Source organism: Nocardia terrae, assembly GCF_009760405.1.
Lineage (GTDB): Bacteria > Actinomycetota > Actinomycetes > Mycobacteriales > Mycobacteriaceae > Nocardia > Nocardia terrae.
Genome location: NZ_WRPP01000001.1, coordinates 1,785,972 through 1,809,427, shown reverse-complemented (window position 1 = coordinate 1,809,427; position 23,456 = coordinate 1,785,972). Strand labels below are relative to the sequence as shown.

The window sequence follows — 23,456 nt, the reverse complement described above, 5'->3', positions numbered from 1 at the left end:
GTGGTAGCGATCACGCATAAGTTTTTCGCTACCCTAACATGGGCTCTGACGGCATCGTCATGAGTGCAAATGGCATCAGTCAGTCGTTTTCGGAGCGGCCGATCCGGTGTGCGCCGGGCGGGCGCTCGGCGTGAAATCCGGCAGTGACGAACAGAGTGTCGACAGCGTCTTCCCGCAGGTCTGGACGGTGCCGTCAGGGCGGACGAGCACGGTGCTCGCGCGCCCGCCGCGGAGCCAGCGGTGTAGCGCGGTGCCCGGCACCGCATGCAGCAGCACACCGCCGCGCTGTTCGACGGTCGCCGACTCCGCCGGTGCCGGGGCGGTTGTCGTGATGACCGCGTAGCGCCCGGCGATGAGGTCGTCGACCCGACGCCCGTCGGTCAGCCGGTCGTTCGGGACCAGCCGTCCGGCCAGACCGCGCCGCAGCGGCGGTGCGGTCACCAGCGCGGAGCGGTGCAGGGGCGGGGACTCTCCGCTGATGATCGTCCGGGTCAGCCCGGGCAGCCGGTGCAGGCGCGGAGCGAGCAGGCTGCGCAGTCGATTGCCCAGTTCGCCGCCCTCGGTCATCGTCAAACCCATGAGTTTGGCCAGCCGGATCATCATGTGCGCGTGTGGTTTCCGCTCGGTCTCATAGGTGTCGAGCACCGATTCCGGCAGCTCGCCGTGCAGCACCCCGGCGAGTTTCCAGCTGAGGTTGGCGGCATCGCGCATGCCCGCGCCCATGCCCTGTCCGATGAACGGCGGGGTGAGGTGGGCGGCGTCGCCGAGCAGGAACACCCGCCCGGCGCGCCACCGGTCGGCCAGTTGCGCACGGAAGGTGTACTCCGCCACCCGGACCAGCTCCAAGCTCGCGCGGTCGGCATCGGCCAGCCACGGGGCCAGCAGCGGCCACACGCGGTCGAGATCGCGGTAGTCGTCGGCGAATTCGCCGGGCCGCAAACGGAATTCCCAGCGGTGACGGGTCGTGCCGATGCGCATGTACGTCGCGGCTCGGCGCGGGTCACACACCTGATACACGCCGCCCCAGTGCCCGGGATCGACAGTGGTCGCGAGGTCGACGACGAGCCAGCGCTGCTCGAATCGCAAGTCCCGCATGCGCGCGCCGATCGCGGTGCGCACCAGGCTGTTCGCGCCGTCGCAACCCAGCACGTAGCGGGCGCGCACCGACTCGGTCCCGCCGGTCGCACGGTCTTCGAAATCCACTCGGACACAGTCTTTCTCGATCGCCAGCCTGGTGACTTCCACCCCGCCGCGCAGCGAGACGGCCGGATACGGCGCCAGATTGGCGCGCAACAGCGCCTCCAGTTCCGGCTGGTCGAACAGGTTGGCTTCGGGGAATCCGTTGCGGCCCCCGGCCGGATCGCGGTCGAACTGCGCCAGCACCCGATGCCGCGGATCCACCAGTCGCAACCCCAGTGCGGGCCGGGTGATCGAGTCGAATCCCGCACCGATGCCGAGACGTTCCACGATCCGCCGGATCTCACCGTCGAGATGGACCGCGCGCGGCTGCGGGTAGACGCCCTCCCACCGCTCGAGGACCAGCGATTCGATGCCGTACTGGGCGAGCAGCGTGGCCGCGGTGAGCCCGGACGGTCCCGCCCCGACGATCACCACCGGCACTGTCGGCGACCTCATCGGGACCCACCGGTCAACGCGGCGACGTAGGCCGCGGCGGCCAGCGCCGTACCGGCCGCGGGCGCGATGTCGGTTGCGCCGTCGCCGTTTCGGAGATGGCTGGCGACCGCACCGGCCATCAACAGCACCAGCCCGGCCCCGGCCGCCCGGCCGATCGCAGGGCGGACCGGTCCCGCCAGCACCCCGGCAGCCGCAACGAGTTCGACCGCGCCGATGCCACGATAAGCGGTGGTGGAGTAGCCGAGATGCGCCGCGCGTTCGCGCATCGACGCGACCGCCGCGACCTTGGCCGTTCCGAGGGACAGGAATTCGGCCGCCAGCACGCCACCGAGTACCTTCGCCACGGTTTTCATTGCCGCACCTCGATTCTCGCGTCGATCGCGTAGCGGCTCAGGATCGCCTCGGCCGTGGCCGAGTCGGCATCGGGGTTCAGTACGACGGTGGCGACGATCGCGCCGTCCTGCACCGCGGCGGCGATGTCGGCCACGCCCGTGGTGTCGGCGAGCGCGTCGAGGAGTTCGCGGCGGGTGGCATCGGCGCGCAGACCCAGCTTGTAGGGCTTTCCGACATCGGTGACGGGCAGCGCGTCGAGGATGGTGACCGTCTTGGGGGCGGCGGCGCGCTCGTGCACTCGCTCGGCCGCCCACGCCACCAGTTCGGCCTCGGCGACCTCCGCGCCCGCGGTGAGCGCGACGTAGGCGACCGGGACCTCGCCCGCGTGTACGTCCGGGCGGCCGACCGCACCGGCAGCGCTCACCAGTGGGTGACTCAACAGGGCGTCCTCGATGCTCGCGGGATCGATGTTGTGGCCGCCGCGGATGATGAGGTCCTTTGCGCGACCGTGTAGATGGATGAATCCCGCATCGTCGATGTGGGCCAGGTCGCCGGTGCTCAGCCAGCCGTCGACCACGGTGCCCAGGCCGTCGAGGCGATGACCGTGGTCGTCGCGGCCGGTGACATATCCGGCGAAAATCGTTGGGCCACTGATGACCAGGACGCCGGTCTCCCCGGCGGGCAGGGTCTCCCACACGCCGTCTTCAGCCGTGCGGACGACTGCGACCTGTTGATAGGGCATGCGCTGTCCGACCGCGCCGGGCCGGGGAGCGTCCGGGAAGCTGCGCGCGGTGGCGCACGTCGCCTCGGTGAGGCCGTATCCCTCCACCAGCGTGACCCCGGTGTGCAACTGGAAGTTCTCGCGCACAGCCAGAGGCAGCGGGGACGCGCCGACCATGGCGTAGCGCAGGCTGGTGATGTCGGTGTCGATCGGGCATTGGGCCAGTACCGCGTACACCGTCGGCACCGCGCTCATCGTGGCAATCCGGTAGTGCGCCACGATATTCCAGAACTCCGCGTAGAGCGTGAAGTCCCGGTATCCCAGCGGACCGGCCCAGACCACCGGCTGACCGCGGAACAGCGGCGCGAGCAGGGTGACGACCAGTGCGTTGACGTGGAACAGCGGCAGCGCGGCGAAGACCACCGAGCGCTCATCGAGCATCGAGTTGGCGGCGATCATCCACGCATTGGACACCTCACCGGAATGGCGGTGCGCCGCCAGCTTCGGCACTCCCGTCGTGCCACCCGTGTGGAACAGCGCCGCCAGATCCGAGGCGGTCGGCGGCGCTCCGCGAAATCGGCTCGAATCCTGTTCGGCGGCAAGGGTATCGAGGTAACCGACCCGGAGACCGTCGATGCCGGGCAGGGTCGGCGATGGCTCCGGGGCCGCCGTCGGGCGCAACACCAGCAGGGCATCCAACAGACCTTGTGCGGCGAGTTCGCATGCGGCGTTCCAGGTTTCGGGCGCGAGTTCCGAACCGGCGGCGATCAGGACCCGAGCGCCCGAGCGGCGCAGCAGTTCTGCGACGTGCTCGTGCGACAGACCGCCATTGATCGGTGCGGCGATGCCCGCCAGCTGCGCGGCGAGGGTGGCCGGGATCAGCTCGGCGCAGTTGGGCGCGATCAGCGCGACCGCATCGGTGCGGCGCACACCCAGCTCGTGCAGCAGGTTCGCGTACCTGTGCACGTCGGCGAGCAGCTCGGAGTAGCTGCGCCGCAACGGCTCTCGCCACCGCGCCGCATCCGGCAGCACGGTGATCGCGGTGCGCTCCGGCCATCGCGTCGCCGCGCGGACGAGCAGGGCGTAGGTCGAATCGGGCAGGCCGCGCGCCTCGAGCGGTACCGCTTCGATGGCGGCCAGGTCCTCCGGACCGTCGTACCGAGGCCAGAGCAGGTCCTCGGCCGAGGTCTCGAGCGTTGTATTGTCGGTCACCGGGCGTACCTCACGAGGGTACGCTGGCGGCCCAGGTCCAGGGCGCCGTCGTCGGTGCCGATCGCGGCCTCGACCACGTCCCCGTCCTTCAGGTACTTCGGGTTCTTGGCCTGGCCCTGGAAGAACATCTTCCACTTGACCTTCGGCGGCAGCAGCGAGCCGATGATCTCCACAGCCTTGGGTGGGGCGCTGATCGCGGTGCCCACGGGGGTTCCGGTGAGCAGCAGGTCCCCGGCGTCCATGCGCTGGAATCGGGTCAGCGCGCGCAGCGTCTCGACCGGCCGGTAGATCATGTCCGCGACCGTCATGTCCTGGCGCACTTGACCGTTGACCCACAACCGCAGCCGCAGATCCCCGAAGCGCTTCAGCTCATCGGCGTCCAGCAGCACCAGCGCCGGGCCGACCGGCGTGAAGGTCGGATACGACTTCGCCTCGTAGAATTGGGTTTTCGGCAGCTGCACGTCGCGCGCGGAGATGTCGTTGGTGACCACCAGGCCCGCAACGTAGTCCGCGAGGTTCTCCGCCGAGATCTCGGAGCCGACCGGCATTTCACGGCCGAACACGAGGCCGATCTCCACCTCGTAGTCGAGCAGCCGCACATGCGCGGGCCGGACGACGTCGTCGTGGGGTCCGCTGATCGATCCGGATGTCTTGCGGAAGAACGTGAGCGGCACCGTCTCGGGGTCCATCCCCGAGTCCTTCACGTGGGAGGCGAAGTTCGTCATCTGCGCCACCACCCGACACGGCGCGGTCACCGGTGAAATCAGCGACAGGCTGTCCACCGCCACGGTTTCCGTGCCGGACGCGGCCGCGGCGATCGCCTCACGATCGGCGAGCAGTTCCCGCGTGGTCGTCGCCGCGGTATCGATACGGGCGGCACCGGCGGGGGTCCGCACCCACCAGGCGTCGGCGGTGCGGAGGATGGATGTGCTCATGAATTGGCCACTTTCAACAGGCCGCGCAGGCGGCGGAGATCGAATTCGTTGTCCTCACGCAGCGCGTCGACGATCGAGCGCAGTTCGCGCAGCGATTCGGCGCCGGGCTTGATGCCGAGGAAGTCCTTGGTCGCGGGCGGACCCCATTGCGCCAGACCGGAAGCGCTCATCGGGGCCCAGCCCGGCTCGAGGGTGCAGTCGAACATGTCGCCGTCACTGAAGTGTTCGACCATGAACCCGTCGGGATCGCGCCAGTAGTCGAAGATCTGACTGCCCTGGATATGGCGGCCGATCCCCCACGACCGGTGATACCCCTGCTCGCGCAGGTATTCACCACCGGCCGCGAGCGCGTCCAGGTCCGCGACCTGATACGCCGAGTGCACATAACGGTTGGACGGACCGAGCGTCAGCGCGAGCGTGTGATGGTCGGTCGGCACCGAACCCCGGTCGCAGCGAATGAAACTCATGACCGGACCGCGCTCCCGCTGGCCCGGGTAATAGAGGAAGTCGCTGACGATCAGGCCCAGATTCCGCAGATACCAGTCGAGGGTTTCGCGGTATCTGGTCGACTGGATCACCACGTGTCCGAGCCTGCGCACGCGGGCCGGTGCGCGCAGCGGTCGCTGCGTGGCATTCACCCGGGCCACCTCGTGCCCGAAGTTGAAGACGTGGGACTGCTGCGTCGGCAGGGCTGCCAGTTCGTGGGTCTCGGCGACCACCCGCACCCGCAGGCGACTCGGATCCGCCAGGTCGACGGTCAGTCCGCCCAGCGACTCCGGCAACGGCACGGCGCGCGCACCGGTCGCGTCGGCCAGTCGCAGCAGATCGGCGGAATCGGCGGCGCGAAAGGCCGGACCGACGAAGCGCGAGCGATCCCCGCGCCGGATGAGCACGCAGGGCGCGCCCGGATCGGTCCCGCGCAGCTGCAACTCGTCGACCGTGCGCGTGGCGGTCGCGAATCCGAAGGCGTGGGCGAACGTCTCCGCCCGGTCCAGGTCGGGCTTCTCGAACTCCAGCCATGCCAGGTCGAGCACCTTGATCACGGGATTGCCCGCCCGGCCCGGGTGCTCACCGGCGTACGCCCCCTGCTCGCTGTGCAGACCGGTGTGTACATCGTGATGGCCGCTCATCGACCACTCCCTTCCAAGTACTGACGATATCGTCACTTACGAGTAGGGAGTCAGTCAAGGGCTACCTGACGATTCCGTCAATATTGAGTCGAACGGCTACGATGGTTGGCCTGGACAGCAGGAGAGGTGCATCGATGACCGCGAGCAATGGGTCGGAACCCAACCGCCTGGAACGCCGCAAGGCCCGCACGCGGGCCGCACTGGTCGGCGCGGCGCAATCACTGCTGGCCGAGGGCAAGATCAACGTGCCGATCCTCGAGATCACCCAGGCCGCCGACGTCGGCATGGGCTCGTTCTACAACCACTTCCAGAGCCGCGAGGAACTGTTCCAAGCCGCCGTCGAGGAGGCACTCGACCGGCACGGCGCACTACTCGACCTGCTGTGCGAAGACGTCGAAGACCCGGCCCAGGTCTTCGCGCAGAGCTTCCGCCTCACCGGCCGCCTGCACCGCCGGCATCCCACCCTGAGCAAGGTCCTGCTCAATGACGGTCTCCGCCTGGCGAATTCGGACCGAGGGCTCGCACCCCGCGCCCGCCGCGATATCGAGGCCGCGGTCAAGGCCGGGCGCTTCGACATTCGCGATCCGGAACTGTCGATGACGATCGTCGCGGGCGCGGCCGTGTGCCTCGGACAGCTGCTGCACGACCACCCCGAACGCGACGACGCCGAAGCCTCCGACCAGGTGGCCGAGGACCTGCTGCGCATGTTCGGCCTCTCCCCCGAGGAAGCCCACGAGATCTGCCGCCGACCGCTGCCGTCATTGGACCTGCCGCGCGTCGACTCGACCCCATAGACACAGCTGCCGCGAGGTGCGCCCCCACACCTGCAGCGGTGCCCGCAGATCAGTCGCAGCACCATTGACCACGCCGACCTCGCGGGACACCAGGGAAGCCACCCAGACCGAAAGAGCGCGGCTCGGGAACTCTCAGCATCAGCAGGCCGGTGATCGCCGCCGCGCGCACGCCGGGGCTCGAAACGTGGCTCAGTGAGCGGTGGTTGCGCGTGCGGCGGATCGGGTGCGGCGCGGGTAGGGGCTGCGGGCGCGGGGATGACGGGGGTCGGGGGATCGAGGCGCGACCGGATCGGCGCGCATGGCGGGCTGCATGATCGTGTCCCACCACGGGCGCAGGGGGCTGGGCTCGGGCCAGTACACCACGGACGGGTCGTCGGGATCGGTTGCGTCGGTGGGTATCCGGCGCGCGGTGACGTGAGGGCTCGGGTGGCGGGTGGCCTGGGGCGGGTGCGTGGAAGTCATGGCGATTACCTGAGTTGGACTGTGATGCGGTCTCGTCTCGTACCGCTGCGGGCGGGTGGTCGATGCCGGCGGTGGCAGCGTCGGCCACCGCCAGCGGGTATCCGGCTCATGCGGCGCGCGCACGGCAGCGGGATCGATATGGCCGATCGGGCCCGGTTCGGCGGCGCGGCCCGCCGGTGCCCGGCGTGGGTAGGACGCTGCTGGTGCGGATGTAGGGCACGACGCGAGTGGCTTCGGGGCCGCGGCTGGTGTCGGTGGCGGTGAACACCACCGGTTGTCCGGCGGTGAGGGTTTTGAGTCCGGGGACATCGATCACCTGGTAGTCGACGAACACCGCGGGACCGGTATCGGGTGTCAGGAACCCGAAGCCCTTCTCGGTGTTGAACCAGGCGACGTGGCCGTGCTGCCAGCGCGGCAGCCGCTGCGCGTCGTGGGCGTGGGGCTCACGCCGGGAGGTAGTGAGGATTGGGCTGTCACTCGGCATTGTCGCGGTCGTAGTCGTCATCGCAGTCCAGCGGGGTGATCCAGGCTGGTCGCGGTGCTGGTCATTGCTCTTTGCTCCTCCTCGTGTCGATCGTGGTCGATGAAGCGAAAGGGCCGGGTGAGCCCGGAAGAACCACAGCTGACCGGGCCCACCCGTCGACGGAACGAATCTGAACAGGACTTCCCTGTGAGGCGTTCTCGTGCGGGCGGTGGGCTCAGGCGTTGACGGCCTGATGTTCACCGTTGTGGTGGACGACCTCGATCTTGCGGGGTTTGGCCTTCTCCGCGACCGGGATCACCAGGCGCAACACCCCGTCGCGGTAGTCGGCGCGGATGGCGTCGGTGTCGAGGTTCTCGCCCAGGAACAGCTGGCGGGAGAACACGCCGCGGGTGCGTTCGGCGGCGAACATGGACCGGTCGGGGTCCAGTTGCGGGCGTGCCGCTTTGACGGTCACCACGTTGCGTTCGATATCCAGATCGAGGGTTTGCGGGTCGATGCCGGGCAGGTCGAGTTCGACGTAGAAGTCGTCGCCCTCACGCCAGGCGTCCATCGGCATGACTGCCGGGCGGGCCGATGTGCCGAACATCTGCTGGGTCAGGCGATCCAGATCCCGGAACGGATCGGTGCGCATCAGCATGGTCGCCACCTCCACTCACTCCATTCTCTCTCGGCGGTGATCAGATAACCTCTGCCAGATGGCTTAGATTTGTTTTAGCACTCTACTCAGAAGAGTGCAAGTGATGCGCTGAGGTAATCTGATGACACCGAGAAATGAGGAGCAGCATGCTGGATCGACACGCCCCCTTGCCCGATCCGAGCGGTGATCACCGGCCGGGTCCGGGGCAAGCGGTGTACGGGATCTCGGTGGCTGCCGAACTGGCCGGGATGGGGGCGCATTCGCTGCGCTTGTACGAGCAGCACGGTCTGGTCACCCCGGCCCGCAGCCCGGGAGGGACCCGCCGCTACAGCGACGACGATCTGGCCCGGTTGGCGCGCATCGCCGCACTGGCCGGCGAAGGAATCAACCTCGCCGCCATCGCGCGCATCCTCGACCTCGAAGACACCAACACCGCACTACGCCACTCCAACGCCGCGCTCACCGCCGAGCGCGATCGCCTCCGCGACACACCATGACCAGAACACCCTGCGTCGGCGCGAACGCACAGCGCCGGCAAGGGATCTCGCCCATGCTCAGGCACTCGACGAAACAGTCGCATCGAAGAGACCGCCGTCGCGCGGGCACACCACGCTGACTCACCCGGAGGGCACACCTCGCAGACGGGACTGCCCTACGAAGCCGCGCACGGTCCCCTGACCAACAGAAACAGTCAGCCCTTCACCATCCACCCACCAACGAAGAAGGACCCGACCGCACCGACAGCTCCCGAACCAATTCGACGTGGCACTCCCACGTAGGGCGCGTACTTGCTGGTGCCGGGCCCGGGCCTGCATGACGGAGAAGTATGTGAGTGCGGAGGCGATGGCGGTCGCCCCCGAGCACCAGTCCGGCGAGACCTCCGGCCGGTGTTCACGGTGCGCCGTGGGGGTTCTCGGTTTCGAGTTCGGCGATGGTGGTTTCGAGCCAGGCGATGTGCTGACTCCCGGCGTCTCGGCCGCGTCCGTGGGACAGTGCCAGAATCCGGGCGGCCCAGGCGGGGTCGATGCCCGGTATGGGGTCGATAGAGGCGGTGATCTCTTCGAGCCGCGTCGGGTTGCGGCGTTGTTCGAGGCGGTAGGCGAGTTCGGTGCGCAGGATCGACAGGGCCAGCTCGCGATCGAGCTGGCCCGCGATCAGAAAGCGCAAGGTGAAATCTGGATCCTTGGGGCGAGGTGACGGCTCGTAAGGCGTGTGCGCCCAATCGATCAGCGCCTGACGTCCGGCCTCGGTGAGCTGGTAGACCTTGGCGTCGGGCTTGCCCTCGCGCCGGTCCACTTCGTACTCGACCCACCCGCGATCGGTCAGTTTCGCGAGGACCTTGTATATCTGCGGCAGGTGGGCGCGGTAACCGATGAACTGGCCCGGGCCCTGCATCCATTTCCCGAGGTCGTAACCGGAAAACGGGCGCAGAGCGAGCATTCCGAGGACCACTTGCTCCAGCATCGAGCCACCCTTTCATATGTTCTTTAGATCATAAGTAACTTCATTCATATGAATGATGGTTACTATACCATCTCATGGAAGGTCGAAACGGAACACACCTCACCCGTCGCGGATTCGCTCGCGGCGTCGCGGGGGCCGCGGCAATGGCCGCACTGGCCACCACGCTGAACAGGCCGGGTACGGCCGCTGCGGAACCGAGCGGACTGCCGCTGCTACCCGGCCCGACCCATCCGCTGGAGCCGGAGTTCTTCGGCCTCAACGGGGCGCGCATCGTGTCACCGCAGAATGCCGCGCAATGGGTCGATGCCCGATACCTCGATGCCCTGGCCGAGGCACGGCCCGGATTCATCCGCGTGTTCGGCGGCACTACCGCCGAGTGGCTGGACTGGCGGACCGGAGAGTTCATCCAGGAGCCCGATGGACTGTTCGCCGGCAACAACGAAGGCCGCCGCCCGTTGCGGCTCGAGGATTGGGCCGAGATCGTCACGCATGTCGGCGCGCAACCGGTGTTCGATCTGAACGTGCTCACCTCCACCCTCGACGAGCAGGTGGCGATGCTGCACGCCGCACAAGGGCTGGGCATGCGGGTGCGCCACATCGAACTGGGCAACGAGCTATGGGACACCCATGCCTACTACCGCCGGGTCTATCCCACCGGAGCCGACTACGCACACGCCATGAACGACTGGATACCGGTGTTGCGCAAGGAGTTTCCCGACGCGCGGATCGCAGTCTGCGGCGCGGACGAAACAGCCATGCTGACCACGGACAAGCGCTTCGCCACCTGGAACCGCGGCCTGTACGACACCATCCGCGACGCGGACGCGGTCGTCTTCCACGTCTACTGGCAGCCGGACCCGGTCGCCGCCGATATCGACTCGACCGCCGGAGCCGGATCGGCGACCTGGGAACGCTTCTCCCGCGGCGTACTCGACGCGGTGCCCTCCGGACTGCGGGTGTGGCTGACCGAATACAACCGGACCAACTATCTGAGCAAGCTGCCCGGAGGCGACTCCCTCTCCACACCGAAACAGACATGGGCGCACGGGCTTTCGGTGGCGTCGTTCACCCTGCGCGCGCTCGCCGATCCACGCGTCGACATGGCGATCTTGCACTCGGGACTCAATGGCGCGACGGTCGCCGACCAGCCCGCGTCCAAACCCAACGTCGTGATCCATGCCTTCCTCGCCGACGGCACCGACGGTTCGGAGCTGTTCGGGCGCACCGCGCTGTATCACGCCCTGACCCCGATCTCACGAGCGCTGCGCCGGTCGGACACCGTAGCCGAACTGGCGCTGCAGGATCCACCGCGGATTCCGACCGTGCTCGTCTCGCCGCCGACCGCGACGGCGGCGGCCGCGGTGACCGCTGTCGAACTGCGCGACGCGGACAGGTGGTCGGCGATCCTGATCAACAACGGAAGCACCGCCGTGACGGTGAATCTTCCACGTGACGTGCCGGATCACCTGCACACCATCACCTTTCAAGCGGGAGGCGCCGCCACTCCCGCATTCGATCCCGCCGATCGGGTCACCACGACCGAGGCGGACGCCGACACCACGATCACGCTGCCGCCCTATTCGGAAACCGTTGTCACACAACGGTGAACCAGCCACAGCCATCTCACCCACCTCGACGAAGGAATGCCATGCCCCGGCTGAACCCCTTACTGCGCACCGCCTTGGCAACGGCCGTCTTGATTGTGCCCGCCGCCGCGACCGCGGCACCCGCCATGGCCGCCGACGAGTCCGGCGTGACGACCATCGAATCGTCGTACCCGACCGACCACGGATCCGAACCCATGACCATCTACCGCCCGCCGAACCCCCGAGCGAACGCGCCCGCCGTCGTCATGGTGCACGGCGGCGGCTGGAGCGGCGGCTCGCGCACTCACCTCGACCCGCCCGCCCGCCAAGCCGCCGACGCCGGACTCGTCGTCGTCAACATCGACTACGACCTCGACGCACCCCGCTTCCCCCGCGAACGTGACGACGCCGCCGCCGCCATCACCTACATCCGCTCCCACGCAAGCGAATTCGGCATCGACCCGGACCGCATCGGCGGACTCGGCACCTCCGCCGGCGCCAACCTGCTCCTGTTGGCCGTCACCACCGGCAACACTCCACTCCAAGCCATCGTCGGCTGGTCCGGCCCCTACGACCTGACCCGCACGGCGGCGTCCGCGATCAAGCCATGGCCGTGTATGCCGCGCAGAAGTTCCTCGGCTGCACCCCCGCCACGCCCGAATGCAACGCCCTCGCCGAACAGGGCTCGCCCACCCACAACGTCACCACCGCCGGTCCGCCCACCCTGTTGTTCAACTCCGAATCCGAACTGGTCGACACCGATCAGATGACCGGCTTCGCCGACCGGCTCCGCGCCGTGGGCACCCCCGTCGAAACCCGAACCCTCCCCGGAAACCGCCACGCCATGCGCTACGCCGACGACGCCACCACCCCGACCATCACCTTCCTCCTCGACCATCTATAGGGGAACACGGCCTACCTCCCACTGGGTGCCGTGCGGGAGCTGCTGGAAAGGGTCTGCCCGGCTCGAAACGAGCGGTGTCCTCCTCGCATGGACACCACATACAGCGAGGCAGAAGGAGAATCCGGTGACCGTCGGCACAGCCGAATCGGGATGATGCCAAATCCGCTGCCACGAACCTCGACAAAAGTCGAGGGCGACCCTGAACCTACCGGTCAGAACCGCCCTCGTTGGTAGCGGGGACAGGATTTGAGCCTGCGACCTCTGGGTTATGAGCCCAGCGCCTTCGTCATCATCCCAGTGATGAGCAACCACTCGGCTGCCGCGGGCAGCGCGAACGCCTTTCCCTACCCGGCGTACGGATTCTGGAGGGTCGTAGGGGTGCCGGCGACCTCCAGCACGTCGGCGGGAAAACGCGGTCCGGCAGTATAGAAGCGTGCTCGGGTGCGACCGACCGGCTCGAGCACCTCCAGCACGACAAGGTCACGCAGATCGCGTTGCGCCTGTTGCAGACTCAACCCTTCGGCTTGCTCATATCGGGTTCGACGGACGCGACCGGACATCGCGACATCATGCAACGCGCTCACAACCCTCTCATCGAGGCGGATACCCGTGACGTACTCCTCGAGCTTCGCCCACACCGTGCCGGACCGAACCCATCGAGCGTGCACGGTTTGCGCTTGCTGGTGATAGGCCGTCAAGTTGAACCGAATCCATTCGGACACATCCTGATCCGGACGGTAAGTACTGCCCCGTCGACCGAGCACATGGTAGTACTCCCACGTGTTACCCGGCCGGCCGAGCCACGCCTCGATGGACGAGAACTCCGGCGCGAGAACACCTTCACGGGCGATCATCAAGGTTTGCAGTGATCGCGACATTCGTCCGTTGCCATAGGCCCACGGATGAATGGACACCAGATGCAGGTGCGCCATCGCCGCACGCACGAGCGGGTGCGTCCCGTGCTCGACACCGAGCCAACCCACAAGCTCTTCCATCAAGGTTGGCACCAGCTCAGCATCGGGGGCGGTGTAGGCAGCGATGCTCGGATCGCGGCATCGGTCACGTACACGGGGCCGCGACGCCACTGCCCGGCCGGGCGACGCTCGGCGTGCCGGTGCCCCTGCAGCATCCAATGGAGCGCGTTGAAAAAACCCTTGCCCTAGCCGAAATCGCCTACATCATGCAATGTTTGGATGTAGGTCATCATCCGCTCGTACGCCAGCGTCTCGCCCCTGTTCTCCCCCGAAACCTCGACATCTCGTTCACCGGCGATCAGATCCTGCACATCAACGGTGGAGACCTTGAACCTTTCGATGGAGTTCGACGCAGCGACAGCATCCGCCGTCAAGAATTTGCGCAGCCCACCCACCCATTTGCCAGGCTTGCCCTGAAGCTCATGACGCAGATCGGCACGCATCCGGTCCATATCAGCAAGGACACGAACGTCAGCGGCGGTCAATTCAGGCGTCGGGAACAGCATGACACCGCGATAATTTGACGCAATCATTACGTCAAACACCACTGCGGCGCCAGATCGAGCCCGGAACCTCGACCCCGCCCTCTCGAGTCAGGGGCGCTGATCACCGGCGCCGTCAATCGGCAATCAGCTTGCTGTGTAACGGGATTCAGGCCGGGCAACGCCCCGGACGGATGGTGACGGCCGGATTCTGCCCAGCCTCGGCGACGACGGAGACTCGATCGCCGGCGGTGTGGACCTGCGCATCGCCGGCGGTGGCGCAGAAGCCGTCGGGGTAGGCGAAGGCCGGGGCGACGATATCCGTGGGGTCCGACGAGGTAGCGCGGTAGGTCGCGGTCATCACGCGGGTGTCCGGGTTGTATTGCAGGGCGGTCAGCGTGCCCGCGATATGAGTCGGATACGCGCGGACCAGGGCAACGGCCTTGGGGCGCAGTCGGAGATCGTCTTGCAGCGGTTGGGTGCCCGCCTGGTCGCCACCGGCACCATAGGTAGCCCAGTCCCAGTAAACCCATCCGGTCGTGTACTGATCGGCGAGGTCGGCGACGGTGGCGAGGTCGGATTGATCGTCCTCGGCCCCGAATTCGGTCATCAGGAGTGGCTGCCCGTTCGCATGGGCGACGGTTCGATCCATGGCAGCCTGTTCGGAGTCGCGGCACCCGGTGCTGAATCCGGTACCGCCCAGCAGATTACGAGACACGACGCTCAGCAGGCAGTAGTCGTGGACGTTGACCGCAGTATTCGACAACGGCATCGGGCCGAGATCGCTGCCGCCGACGACGGGGGGTTCCGGTAACAGCATATGCCGGGCATCGACCGACCTGATCGCCTGCAGTACACCATCGTCCGGCACCGTCGCCGGGCAGGAGAGCTCATCACCGATGGCCGATCGGCCGGGATCCTGTCTTCCGGCGTAGAAGCATTGGGTCAAGGTGTCCATCGAGGTGCCGGCGGATCGAAAGCTCATCGGCTCGTTGAACGGGTCATAGCCCAGCACCCACGGATCGTCGGCGAATCGCGTTGCCACGGCACGCCATACGCGCTGGAATTCCTGCTGTAGGCCGCCACGGACGTCGTTACGCCAGAAATGGCCCACTGCGTTCTGCGCCGCCGGCATCACTCCGCCGATCTTGCTGGGCGTCGTCACGATCGGAGCGCCGTCGGTGCACAGCGCCCAATCCGGTGCCCCGTCACCGCCGAATCGTTCGGAGAAGACATCCTGATGCATGTCCAGCAACGTGTAGATGTGGCGCTGGGCGAGCATATCGACAGTGTCCTCGATGCGGTCCAGGTAGTCGGACACCACCTTCGGGTCGTACTGACCCGGATCCTCGACCGCACCGGGACCGCAAATCTGCGAGCTGTCGGGCGGCAAGGTTCCCGGTTCGAGACCCTTCCACTGCAGACCGAGCCGCACCACATTGAACCCGGCCGCATCGATGGCGTCGGCATCGCCGGGACCAAAGGCCAGCGGCCCATCGGTAGAGACGTAGTACGGCGCGGTCTTCGCGACGACGTTGACGCCGTGGAGCAGCACTTGCCGCCCCGACGCATCACGGATCGCCGAGCCATCGGCATGCAGCCAGGCACCCGGTTCGGCGACCGGCTCGGCCGGGGCCGGCGATGCCGCGACGGTGAGCGCTACGACGGCCACGCCGCCGAGGATCCCGATCCGCCCACCGACCACCCGGAACGCGGTCGACAATTTCTTCGGCAAAACGCCTCCTCTGCTTTTCTCGGCGGGGGTTGCCGCTAATCCAGACCAGACTATGTACCTTGGAACATATCAGGCGATGATTTGAGCCGAGGAGGCCGCGGCGAGTTCCTCATGGGCACCGAGGACGGCAGTGGATATCCGGGTGACGGCGAGGGGCCGGTGCGCCGGGTTCGCTTGCGCCCGTTCCTCATCGACGCCTGCGCGGTCTCCAACGATCGCTTCGCGGCCTTTGCCGACGCGACCGGCTACCGCACCGAGGCCGAATGGGAGTACGCCGCCCGTGGCGGCGTGCGCAGGCACGGTATCCCTGGGGCGACGAACTCGATCCCGGCTGTGAATACCGCTGCAACATCTGGCGTGGCTCGTTTCCGGCCAAGCACACCGCAGCGGACGGCTGCAAGGGCATCGCACCGGTGAACGCGTTCGCGCCCAACGGATTCGGCCTCTACAACAGCTGCGGCAATGTCTGGGAATGGTGTGCCGACGCCTGGACCGTTCAGCACGGCGAGAACTCGCCCGCCTTGTCGATGGACCTGCCGTCCGGAGCGAATCGGGTGATCCGCGGTGGCTCTCACATGTGTCACGACTCGTACTGCTTCCGCTACCGGGTGGCGGCACGCTCGGCCAATTCCCGGATTCTTCAGCCGGGCACACGGGCTTCCGCTGAGCACTGACCGCTTGACGCTTGACGCTTGACATCGCCGCCTCGGTTGAGGATGGCGCGCATCTACATTCCTAGGAACATAGTATACGGATGCAGCTCGATTGCGTGATGCTGGGTGCGCTGGCCTTGGGCCGATACTCCGGATACGACCTGCGCCGCTGGATGGACGGCCCGGGCCGCTACATCGGATACGGCGTGCAACTGCCGCAGATCTACCGCCGGCTGAGCAAACTCGTCGACAGTGGCTGGGTGGATTTCGAGGTGGACCCGCGTGAAGGCCGGCCCGACGCGAAGATCTACTCGCTGACCGCCGCCGGTCGCGAAGCACTACTGGAATGGGCGCGGTCACCGTTCGAGCCGTCGCCGCGCCCGATGGATCCGGACTTCAAGCTGCGTCTGATCTTCGCGGGCCAACTGGACCGCAAGATCGCCATCGATATCGTGCGTACGGAACTGGAATACCGCCGCCGCCACGACAACCTCTCCGCGGCCGCACCGTTCCCGGCCGACTACGAACCACAGATCCCGGACCTGGATCCGTCCTGGGCCCGCGAACTGCAAACCCTGGCACACGAACAGGGATACGCCTCCACAGCGAGCTATATCGCATGGCTCGAACTCACGCTCGTACGCCTGGAGTCGGGTCGCCGTAACTGACCCGGCCCTGGGATTCTTCACCGCGAACCGGGGCGATTCCGGCTTCCTCATCCAGTTCGCGGTGGGCACAGCTCGACCGACCGTGATCGGAGCACGTTTGGCGGCCGAGTTGTGCGCTCGGTCTCCTATGCGACGGCACGTGGTGGAGTTGCCGCTTGCCCACCCGACCGATCGTTTCGGCGAGAGCCCCGAAGACGAGGGACTCGTCGTCTGGCCCGAGAGCGTGTATGCGGTGTGCCGCCTCGATGAAGGTCCGGAGCAGGCGCGATGGATACTGCCGCAACATGATCCGTCGTTCTCATAGCACGCGTTCGTGACCGATCATGAGTTCCCGCTGCCGTCGGCCGACGCTCACACCCATCGGTGTTGAGGCGATCGTTGTCGGGGCCTACGCCGGTGAAGGCGTCGTCACAGCCATCCGCAAGTGAGCGGTAGGCAGGTCGGCCCTGACCAGTAGAAACAGTCAGTCCTTCACCATCCACCCACCGACGAAGAAGGACCCGACCGCACCTACAGCTCCCGAACCGATTCGAAGTGGCACTCCGCCAGCCGAAAATAACCCCGCCGCGCTGTCGAAATGCCTGGTACTAGCTAGTCTTTCTTCATCATCTCGTAGAACCCCCAAGATCATTCGCTGACCTGGCGATCTTGGGGGTTCCCCTATTCTGACCTGCGATTTCACGATCCCGACGCTGCCCATCATGTCCGACCAGAGCCCGTGGACTCCCACCATTTCGGCCGCAAAATGGCACGCAAAATGGCACTTGAATTCCCAATGCATCCCACCGGTTCCGCCGCATCGACCGTTCGGACGTACGCCCGGCTTCGGACCTGCAGCCGCACCTTCTGGCCCATGAGGCAACGAGGACCCGTCCACACGGGCCGTTGTGCGGCACGGTGCCGCAGGCGGGTTCGGCTTGCCGACATGGGCCGAAGGTCGGCCGAGCGGCAGGGTCTGCCCATGCCGACGTTCGCCCTTGCCACGCACGGTATGCATCTTATTAACGATTAGTTACTATCGGATCGTTGATTTGATTGTGGCCGTGGCAGCGATGCCAGGGCGCTGAAGGAAGTAGGCATCATGTCCCTGCAGGCTGCGCGATGACAGATCTGGCGTTCACATCCGCGACCGAGCTCACGGAGCTGATCCGGTCGCGCCGACTGTCTCCCACCGAGCTCATGCAGCACACTCTCGACCGGATCGATGAGCTGAACGGCGAGATCAATGCGATCGTCAGCCTCGATCACGATGCGGCGATCGCTGCGGCCGAGATCTGTGCGAATCGGATCGCGCGTGGCGACGAAATCGGGCCCCTCGCCGGTATCCCGGTGGTCGTCAAAGATCTCGAGCATGCGGCTGGGTTCCCGACCAGCTTCGGTACCAGCGGATTTCGGGATGCTCCCGCGCGTACGAGTGACAGCACGCACGTTTCGCGGTTGCGGGCCGCAGGTGCCATCGTGATCGGTAAGACGAACACCCCGCCGTTGGGTTCGGCCATTCATACCGCCAACGATCTGTTCGGTATCACCCGCAACCCTTGGGATCTCGAGAGGTCACCGGGAGGTTCCAGTGGTGGTTCGGCGGCCGCCGTCGCGGCCGGGATGGTTCCCCTCGCCACCGCGAGTGACGGCGGCGGCTCCACTCGGATCCCCGCTGCCCTGTGCGGCATCATCGGGCTCAAACCGACTCGTGGGCGGATTCCGGAAGGACCGTCCACCATGCACGGGTGGGCGCGCCACAGCTGCGCGACGCCGATGGCCCGTACGGTCCGCGACACCGCCCTGCACTTGGACGTGGCCGCTGGATTCCATGCGTCGGACCCGTTCTCGTTGCCGGATCCCGGCGTCTCCTATCGCGCTCTGCTGGATGAACCGTTGCGGCCCTTGCGGATCGCGGTCAACCCCACCCTCGGTGTCGCCGACCCCGAACCGACATTGCGGGTGGCGCTCGATACCGCCGCGGAGATCCTGCACGCGGCGGGTCACGACGTCATCCATGACACGTCGAAGCTGCCCGGCGCGGACGACTACGCAGAACATCTGCGAGCACGCCAGCACGTGCTCGCCTTCGTCCGGCTGACCCGGCTCGAATCCGAATTCGACCAACGCCCGGGCGATCTCGAACCCGGCTTCGCCGCGCAACTCGACCAAGCTCGCGGCACCGACGTCGCGCAATTCGCCGCGTATTGGCGTCATCGCGCACAACTGGACGCCTGGGCCGCGCGCGTGTTCGATACCTGCGATCTGCTGCTCACACCGACCACTCCGACCACCGCATGGCCCGCCACCGGACCGGACCTCGCCACCGCGCTGCGCACCCGGACACTGCCCATCGCCTACACCTCGGTCTTCAACGACACCGGCAATCCGGCGATCACCGTGCCGATCTCACTGAGCCCGCAGGGACTGCCGGTCGGGGTTCAGCTTGTCGGACCTCATCACCGAGACGGCCAAGTCCTCCGTGCGGCGTATTCGATCGAGCAGAACGTCGGACAACTGCGCCCCGGCCCGACGATTCGTTGACGGCCACCGCGATACCGATCAAAGCCCCGGCAACATCGTCAGATGCTAACCAATTCCCGTGCTGTGCCGAGCAATTCGCGAATCATCAGCTCCCGCTCGGCCTGTTCGACCCCGGTTCGCATGGGGCCCAGTTGAAGTTCGTACGCCGGGCGACCGGAACCAACGGCGATCGGGGCCGCGAGGAAGCTGATGGACAACGGTCCCTCGGCAGCGATCCGATCGGGGTCGTACGGTGCGGCGGCCAACTCGGTCATCATGTCGAAGACTCTGCGGCGCAGAGCGACCCGCCCCGGATGCGCGGACAGCACTTCGCTCATCTCGGCGAGCATCGCGAACAGCCGCGGATCGGTGCGGCCGAGAGCGAACACCGCCAGTCCGGTGTCGGCGATGATCTCGAGGGCCGACGAAAGAGCTTGCCGCAGTTCGGGTGCGGCCGTGTCGAGCCAGGCCCGCCGCAAGTTGGGCGGGCGATGTGCGACGACGGTCGCGCCCAACGGTGCCGCGAGCGGCAGACGGGTGCCGATGCCGACCTCAGTGGGTATGCCCGCGTTGCCGCGCGCGATTCCGACGATGGTCGCCTCTCGGGTCCCGATATGGGCAAGGGCGACACCGCATCCGGTGCGGTCCGCCAGTGCGCGCAGCGCGTGATCGTGACCGTGCAGCAGCGGAACGGTCTCCCGCACGGCCTCGGCGACCCCGACCAGGCCGACGCCCAGTTCATAGCGCCGATCCTGCCGCCGCGCTACCCATCCGGCGCCCTCGAGCGCACCGAGGATCAGGCCGACGGTCGATCTGTTGAGATCGAGTCCCCCGGCGATCTCCGAGACCGACATCGGCTCACCGCGGCCCGCGAGCAGTTCCACTACGGCCACGACCCGCTCGGTCGGGGGCGATCCCGACGGCCCGGCGCTCTCGGCGCTCTTGCTTTCCGTCATGGCGACGACCTATCCTGTCCGGCTGCCAAATATTGGACACATGATGATGAATATTTGTCATCGTGCCATACGGTCCTCGCTCGCGTGCGCGCGATGGGTGACAGCAAGGGAGCCGAACCATGAATCGCAGGGCACTGTTGGCCTCGGCACTGGCCACGGGCGGGCTCGCCACCGCCGCCGCCTGCACCAGAACCGAAGCGCCGCAACGCCGGTCGAACGATCCCGGCGATCCGGTCTTCGAACTCGATGCCACCGGCTATCCGGGCGCGGACACCGCGGCGGCGCTCTACGACGAACTGGACTATCAGCGCGCCGTACAGGGCTACATCTGGGCGCAGCCGCTGGTCGGCCTGGCCGCGATGGCCGAGGGCGCACGGCGACTGGGCATCGCGCCGCTGGAGTTGTTCATCTTCAACCAGCTCGAGCAGGTCAACCAGAAACTGCAGACCGGCAACGACGATGTTGTCTACTCCTTCGCCTATTTCGACCTCACCGCCACCGGCCCGCTGGTGGTCGACATTCCGGGTGGCGGCCAGTACGGCGTGCTCTTGGACGCCTGGCAGCGGCCGATCGAGGATGTGGGCGGCACCGGCCCTGATGCCGGGCGCGGCGGCCGCTACCTGGTGCTGCCACCCGGGTACACCGGCCCATCCCCGGAAGCGGGATTCTTTGTCCGCCAATCGAAGACGAACACCGGCATGCTCTTCCTACGCGCGGTCCGCAACCGTGGCGACAGCGTCGCCGACGCTGCGGCCCGGCTGCAGCGGGCGAGCCTCTTCGCCTACTCCGCGGTGTCGAACCCGCCCGCTCCACGGTTCCGGCTCATGAACTTCGACGACTACGACGGACTGACCCCGCACGGACCGGACTACTTCACCCTGCTCGGGAAAGCCCTCGCGGCGGAGTATCCCGAAGAACGCGACCGGATCATGCTCGGCATGCTCGCCCCGCTCGGCCTGGGCATCGGGCGCACATTCCAGCCCGACGATCGGCTGACATCGATCCTGACCCGAGCCTCGGACACCGGCCGGAAGATGGTCTCCGCGTTGGAGGTCGATCCCCGCGTGCCTCGGCAGAGCGTCTATCCGAAAACACAGTGGCGCAGTCCGACCGGGATGGCCTCTCATACCCAGGAACGAGATTCGATCACCGAGGTGGACGAGCGCGCGGCGCTGTTCCGGTTCGGCTTCGCCATGCAGAAGTTCCTCGACCCGGGTGCCAAGCCTCCCGTCGGTTCCGGCGCGGCGTACCTGACCAGCTTCCGCGACGCATCCGGCAGCTTCCTCGACGGCTCGAAACACTATGTGCTGCGGGTGCCGCCCAAGGCCCCGATGCTGGCGTACTGGTCGGCTTCCGCCTACGACGCGGACGACTTCCATTTCGTCGTCACCGATACTCGCCGCCCGTCGATTTCGTCGCTGAAGAATCCGACGGTCAACCCCGACGGCACCATCGAGGCGCATTTCGGCCCGAGCCTGCCCGCCGGAACCAGCGAATCGAACTGGATCAAGACCGTTCCCGGGCGCGGATTCCTCGTCCTGTTCCGGCTCTACGCACCTACTGCGGATTACTACACCGGGAGCTGGCCGCTACCTGACATCACTGCCGCATGAATCCCGAATCCACCAATGACACGAGAGGCTGGTGGCCCTTGAGGAAGAACCGACGCAAATTGCTGCGGGCCGGTACCGCGGCCGCCGCCGCGGTGACGCTCATCCCGATGATCGCCGCCTGCGGCTCTCCCACCGCCGACACCGGTCAGATCGATAGTTCCCTGTCCGGCAACGAGATCGCGGATCTGACCGAGCAGGCGTTCGACTGGGGTCTCAATATCGCGGGATTCTACGAACTGCGCCACCTGTACACCCAGCAGGACGGCCCCGCTTTCCATGGACTCAACCGCCTGCAACCGCAACTGGAATTGTTCAACGCCAAGACCAGTCGCGTCGCCACCACCGTCAACGCCTCGACGCTGTACTCGGGCGGCATGTTCGACCTGTCGAAGGATCCGATCGTCGTCGAGACGCCGGCGGTGACCGACGGCCGGTACTGGAGCGTGCAGGCCGGCGACCAATACGCCGACTGGTTCTTCAAAGCCGGTTCGCAGTTCAGTGGCAATGCGCCACAACGATATCTGCTCATCGGACCCGACTGGCACGGCAAACTACCGGCCGGTTTCACCGGAACCCAGATCGTGCGCGCGCCTTCCGACTCCTTCGTGCTGTCGGCACGTATCGCGGTCACCTCCCGCACCGACGCGGACATGGCCGCGGCACGAGCGGTCGTGCTCGGCATCGGCGCGGTCCCGCTGAGCCAGTGGACCGCAGCCGGGGGCCACATCCCCGCGCTGGATCAACAGCCGAAGGTCAAGGGCGACTATCGCAGCTTCCCACGCATGGATCAGATCACCGACATCGCCAAGTCGATGACCGCACTGGACTACCTACACCTGCTCAGCTTGGCGCTCAACGATCCCACCCTGACCCGAAAAGCCGACTCGGCCAAAGAGATTCAGACTCTCAACGGCCTGGCTCGGCTGGGTCTGAAGCCGGGCGCGATCTTCGATCCGGACAAGATCGACGCGGATCGACGCGCCAAGATCGATGAGGGTTTCACCCGCGCCCGCACCAACGCGCGCAACGCCTTCACCGCCACCCAGATCGACATGAACGGCTGGCGACTGCAATCGGACCTGTTCGCCGACCCGCTGGACTATCGAGCCAAGGCCGGTGCCGACGACGTCGCCTGGGGCACGCCGGTGCCCTACCAATCGCACACCATCGCTTACCTGTTCACCGACAGCGGGGGCCGTGACCTGGACGGCAGCCACCGGTACACGCTCACCTTCGATACCGGCACACTGCCGCCCACAACCGAATTCTGGGAGCTGCCGATCTACGACTCGGCCGGCTACTTCATCGACAACCCGATCAACCGATACAGCGTGACCAGCGGCCAATTCGCCTCCGGCGCATACACGGTCACCGACGGCAAGCTGACCTTCTACCTGCAACCCGACCCGCCCACCGACCCCGACCAGAAACGCAACTGGCTGCCGACTCCACCCAAGGACCACTTCCAACTGGCCGCTCGCTTCTACGGCCCCACCTCAGGACTGCTGGACGGCACATATCCGATGGCCAAGGCCGTTCGCACCGACTGACACCAAACCTCCAATAGCGCGCTACC

At 66.8% G+C, this 23,456-nt stretch carries 23 protein-coding genes, 1 tRNA gene and 1 pseudogene; 11 read left to right on the top strand and 14 right to left on the bottom strand.

The annotated features are described in order from the left end of the window. Positions 1 to 75 precede the first annotated feature (75 nt). From mhpA to GPX89_RS08350, 5 genes are read right to left on the bottom strand one after another with little or no spacing between them, the layout of a single operon-like run. Complete coding sequence (gene mhpA, locus GPX89_RS08370; protein ID WP_157386627.1) at positions 76 to 1,635, bottom strand: bifunctional 3-(3-hydroxy-phenyl)propionate/3-hydroxycinnamic acid hydroxylase MhpA; 1,560 nt, start codon at positions 1,633 to 1,635, stop codon at positions 76 to 78. Next, complete coding sequence (locus GPX89_RS08365) at positions 1,632 to 1,988, bottom strand: DoxX family protein (RefSeq protein ID WP_157386626.1); 357 nt, start codon at positions 1,986 to 1,988, stop codon at positions 1,632 to 1,634. Before GPX89_RS08365 ends, mhpA begins: the two co-directional genes overlap by 4 nt. Then, positions 1,985 to 3,901 (bottom strand): acyl-CoA synthetase, encoded by a 1,917-nt coding sequence (locus GPX89_RS08360; protein WP_328601604.1) that lies wholly within the window; start codon positions 3,899 to 3,901, stop codon positions 1,985 to 1,987. The genes GPX89_RS08365 and GPX89_RS08360 overlap by 4 nt, the downstream gene beginning before the upstream one ends. Continuing rightward, on the bottom strand, positions 3,898 to 4,836 hold the full coding sequence (locus GPX89_RS08355) for a fumarylacetoacetate hydrolase family protein (RefSeq protein ID WP_157386625.1): 939 nt from the start codon (positions 4,834 to 4,836) through the stop codon (positions 3,898 to 3,900). The genes GPX89_RS08360 and GPX89_RS08355 overlap by 4 nt, the downstream gene beginning before the upstream one ends. Continuing rightward, complete coding sequence (locus tag GPX89_RS08350) at positions 4,833 to 5,966, bottom strand: VOC family protein (RefSeq protein WP_157386624.1); 1,134 nt, start codon at positions 5,964 to 5,966, stop codon at positions 4,833 to 4,835. Before GPX89_RS08350 ends, GPX89_RS08355 begins: the two co-directional genes overlap by 4 nt. A gap of 134 nt (positions 5,967 to 6,100) precedes the next feature. Between GPX89_RS08350 and GPX89_RS08345 the strand changes: the two genes are divergently transcribed. Next, a complete protein-coding gene (locus GPX89_RS08345; RefSeq protein ID WP_157386623.1) occupies positions 6,101 to 6,760 on the top strand; it encodes a TetR/AcrR family transcriptional regulator in 660 nt (219 codons plus the stop codon). A gap of 189 nt (positions 6,761 to 6,949) precedes the next feature. Here GPX89_RS08345 and GPX89_RS08340 read toward each other — a convergent pair whose 3' ends face one another. From GPX89_RS08340 to GPX89_RS08330, 3 genes are all read right to left on the bottom strand, one after another. Next, positions 6,950 to 7,222, bottom strand: a complete 273-nt coding sequence (locus tag GPX89_RS08340; protein WP_157386622.1) for a hypothetical protein — start codon at positions 7,220 to 7,222, stop codon at positions 6,950 to 6,952. A 106-nt stretch (positions 7,223 to 7,328) separates the two neighbouring features. After that, the gene (locus tag GPX89_RS45355) at positions 7,329 to 7,706 is read right to left on the bottom strand and encodes a cold-shock protein (protein ID WP_157386621.1); all 378 of its coding nucleotides are present in this window, start codon (positions 7,704 to 7,706) and stop codon (positions 7,329 to 7,331) included. A 214-nt stretch (positions 7,707 to 7,920) separates the two neighbouring features. Continuing rightward, a complete protein-coding gene (locus GPX89_RS08330; protein ID WP_328601603.1) occupies positions 7,921 to 8,358 on the bottom strand; it encodes an Hsp20/alpha crystallin family protein in 438 nt (145 codons plus the stop codon). A gap of 131 nt (positions 8,359 to 8,489) precedes the next feature. On the opposite strand from GPX89_RS08330, the gene GPX89_RS08325 reads away from it, so the two are divergent. Next, entirely contained in the window at positions 8,490 to 8,840 is a 351-nt protein-coding gene (locus GPX89_RS08325) for a MerR family transcriptional regulator (protein WP_157386619.1), read from the top strand. 394 nt (positions 8,841 to 9,234) lie between these two features. On the opposite strand, the gene GPX89_RS08320 is transcribed toward GPX89_RS08325, so the two are convergent. Further along, positions 9,235 to 9,807, bottom strand: coding sequence for a PadR family transcriptional regulator (locus GPX89_RS08320; protein ID WP_157386618.1), 573 nt, complete (start codon positions 9,805 to 9,807; stop codon positions 9,235 to 9,237). A gap of 74 nt (positions 9,808 to 9,881) precedes the next feature. Between GPX89_RS08320 and GPX89_RS08315 the strand changes: the two genes are divergently transcribed. The 3 genes from GPX89_RS08315 to GPX89_RS43760 are packed head-to-tail and all read left to right on the top strand — an operon-like array spanning position 9,882 to position 12,297. Further along, the gene (locus GPX89_RS08315) at positions 9,882 to 11,414 is read left to right on the top strand and encodes a hypothetical protein (protein ID WP_157386617.1); all 1,533 of its coding nucleotides are present in this window, start codon (positions 9,882 to 9,884) and stop codon (positions 11,412 to 11,414) included. A gap of 41 nt (positions 11,415 to 11,455) precedes the next feature. Then, the gene (locus GPX89_RS08310) at positions 11,456 to 12,163 is read left to right on the top strand and encodes an alpha/beta hydrolase (protein ID WP_157386616.1); all 708 of its coding nucleotides are present in this window, start codon (positions 11,456 to 11,458) and stop codon (positions 12,161 to 12,163) included. After that, a complete protein-coding gene (locus GPX89_RS43760; RefSeq protein WP_198347304.1) occupies positions 12,160 to 12,297 on the top strand; it encodes an alpha/beta hydrolase family protein in 138 nt (45 codons plus the stop codon). Before GPX89_RS08310 ends, GPX89_RS43760 begins: the two co-directional genes overlap by 4 nt. Positions 12,298 to 12,525: 228 nt before the next feature. On the opposite strand, the gene GPX89_RS08305 is transcribed toward GPX89_RS43760, so the two are convergent. From GPX89_RS08305 to GPX89_RS08295, 4 genes are all read right to left on the bottom strand, one after another. Beyond that, positions 12,526 to 12,618: transfer RNA gene (locus tag GPX89_RS08305), tRNA-Met, on the bottom strand. A gap of 23 nt (positions 12,619 to 12,641) precedes the next feature. Next, positions 12,642 to 13,304 carry a Fic family protein gene (locus GPX89_RS08300; RefSeq protein WP_328601602.1) on the bottom strand — a complete coding sequence of 221 codons (663 nt, stop codon included), beginning with the start codon at positions 13,302 to 13,304 and terminating at the stop codon, positions 12,642 to 12,644. A gap of 152 nt (positions 13,305 to 13,456) precedes the next feature. Beyond that, positions 13,457 to 13,777, bottom strand: a complete 321-nt coding sequence (locus GPX89_RS43755; RefSeq protein WP_198347302.1) for a Fic family protein — start codon at positions 13,775 to 13,777, stop codon at positions 13,457 to 13,459. 145 nt (positions 13,778 to 13,922) lie between these two features. Then, positions 13,923 to 15,488 (bottom strand): cellulase family glycosylhydrolase, encoded by a 1,566-nt coding sequence (locus GPX89_RS08295; RefSeq protein ID WP_157386615.1) that lies wholly within the window; start codon positions 15,486 to 15,488, stop codon positions 13,923 to 13,925. Between the two features lie 111 nt (positions 15,489 to 15,599). On the opposite strand from GPX89_RS08295, the pseudogene GPX89_RS44380 reads away from it, so the two are divergent. The 4 genes and pseudogenes from GPX89_RS44380 to GPX89_RS08280 all read left to right on the top strand — a co-directional run. After that, positions 15,600 to 15,683 (top strand): annotated as a pseudogene (locus tag GPX89_RS44380) (formylglycine-generating enzyme family protein); the annotation flags it as partial. Between the two features lie 68 nt (positions 15,684 to 15,751). Further along, a complete protein-coding gene (locus GPX89_RS08290; protein WP_235946701.1) occupies positions 15,752 to 16,162 on the top strand; it encodes an SUMF1/EgtB/PvdO family nonheme iron enzyme in 411 nt (136 codons plus the stop codon). A gap of 80 nt (positions 16,163 to 16,242) precedes the next feature. Further along, complete coding sequence (locus tag GPX89_RS08285) at positions 16,243 to 16,809, top strand: PadR family transcriptional regulator (protein WP_157386614.1); 567 nt, start codon at positions 16,243 to 16,245, stop codon at positions 16,807 to 16,809. 1,101 nt (positions 16,810 to 17,910) lie between these two features. Next, positions 17,911 to 19,332 (top strand): amidase, encoded by a 1,422-nt coding sequence (locus tag GPX89_RS08280; protein ID WP_157386613.1) that lies wholly within the window; start codon positions 17,911 to 17,913, stop codon positions 19,330 to 19,332. A 38-nt stretch (positions 19,333 to 19,370) separates the two neighbouring features. Here the strand turns inward: GPX89_RS08280 and GPX89_RS08275 are convergent, their stop codons facing one another. Continuing rightward, positions 19,371 to 20,267, bottom strand: coding sequence for a helix-turn-helix domain-containing protein (locus tag GPX89_RS08275; RefSeq protein ID WP_157386612.1), 897 nt, complete (start codon positions 20,265 to 20,267; stop codon positions 19,371 to 19,373). Positions 20,268 to 20,386: 119 nt separating this feature from the next. On the opposite strand from GPX89_RS08275, the gene GPX89_RS08270 reads away from it, so the two are divergent. Further along, positions 20,387 to 21,880 (top strand): DUF1214 domain-containing protein, encoded by a 1,494-nt coding sequence (locus GPX89_RS08270; RefSeq protein ID WP_157386611.1) that lies wholly within the window; start codon positions 20,387 to 20,389, stop codon positions 21,878 to 21,880. A 38-nt stretch (positions 21,881 to 21,918) separates the two neighbouring features. Next, positions 21,919 to 23,430, top strand: coding sequence for a DUF1254 domain-containing protein (locus GPX89_RS08265; protein ID WP_235946700.1), 1,512 nt, complete (start codon positions 21,919 to 21,921; stop codon positions 23,428 to 23,430). Positions 23,431 to 23,456 lie beyond the last annotated feature (26 nt).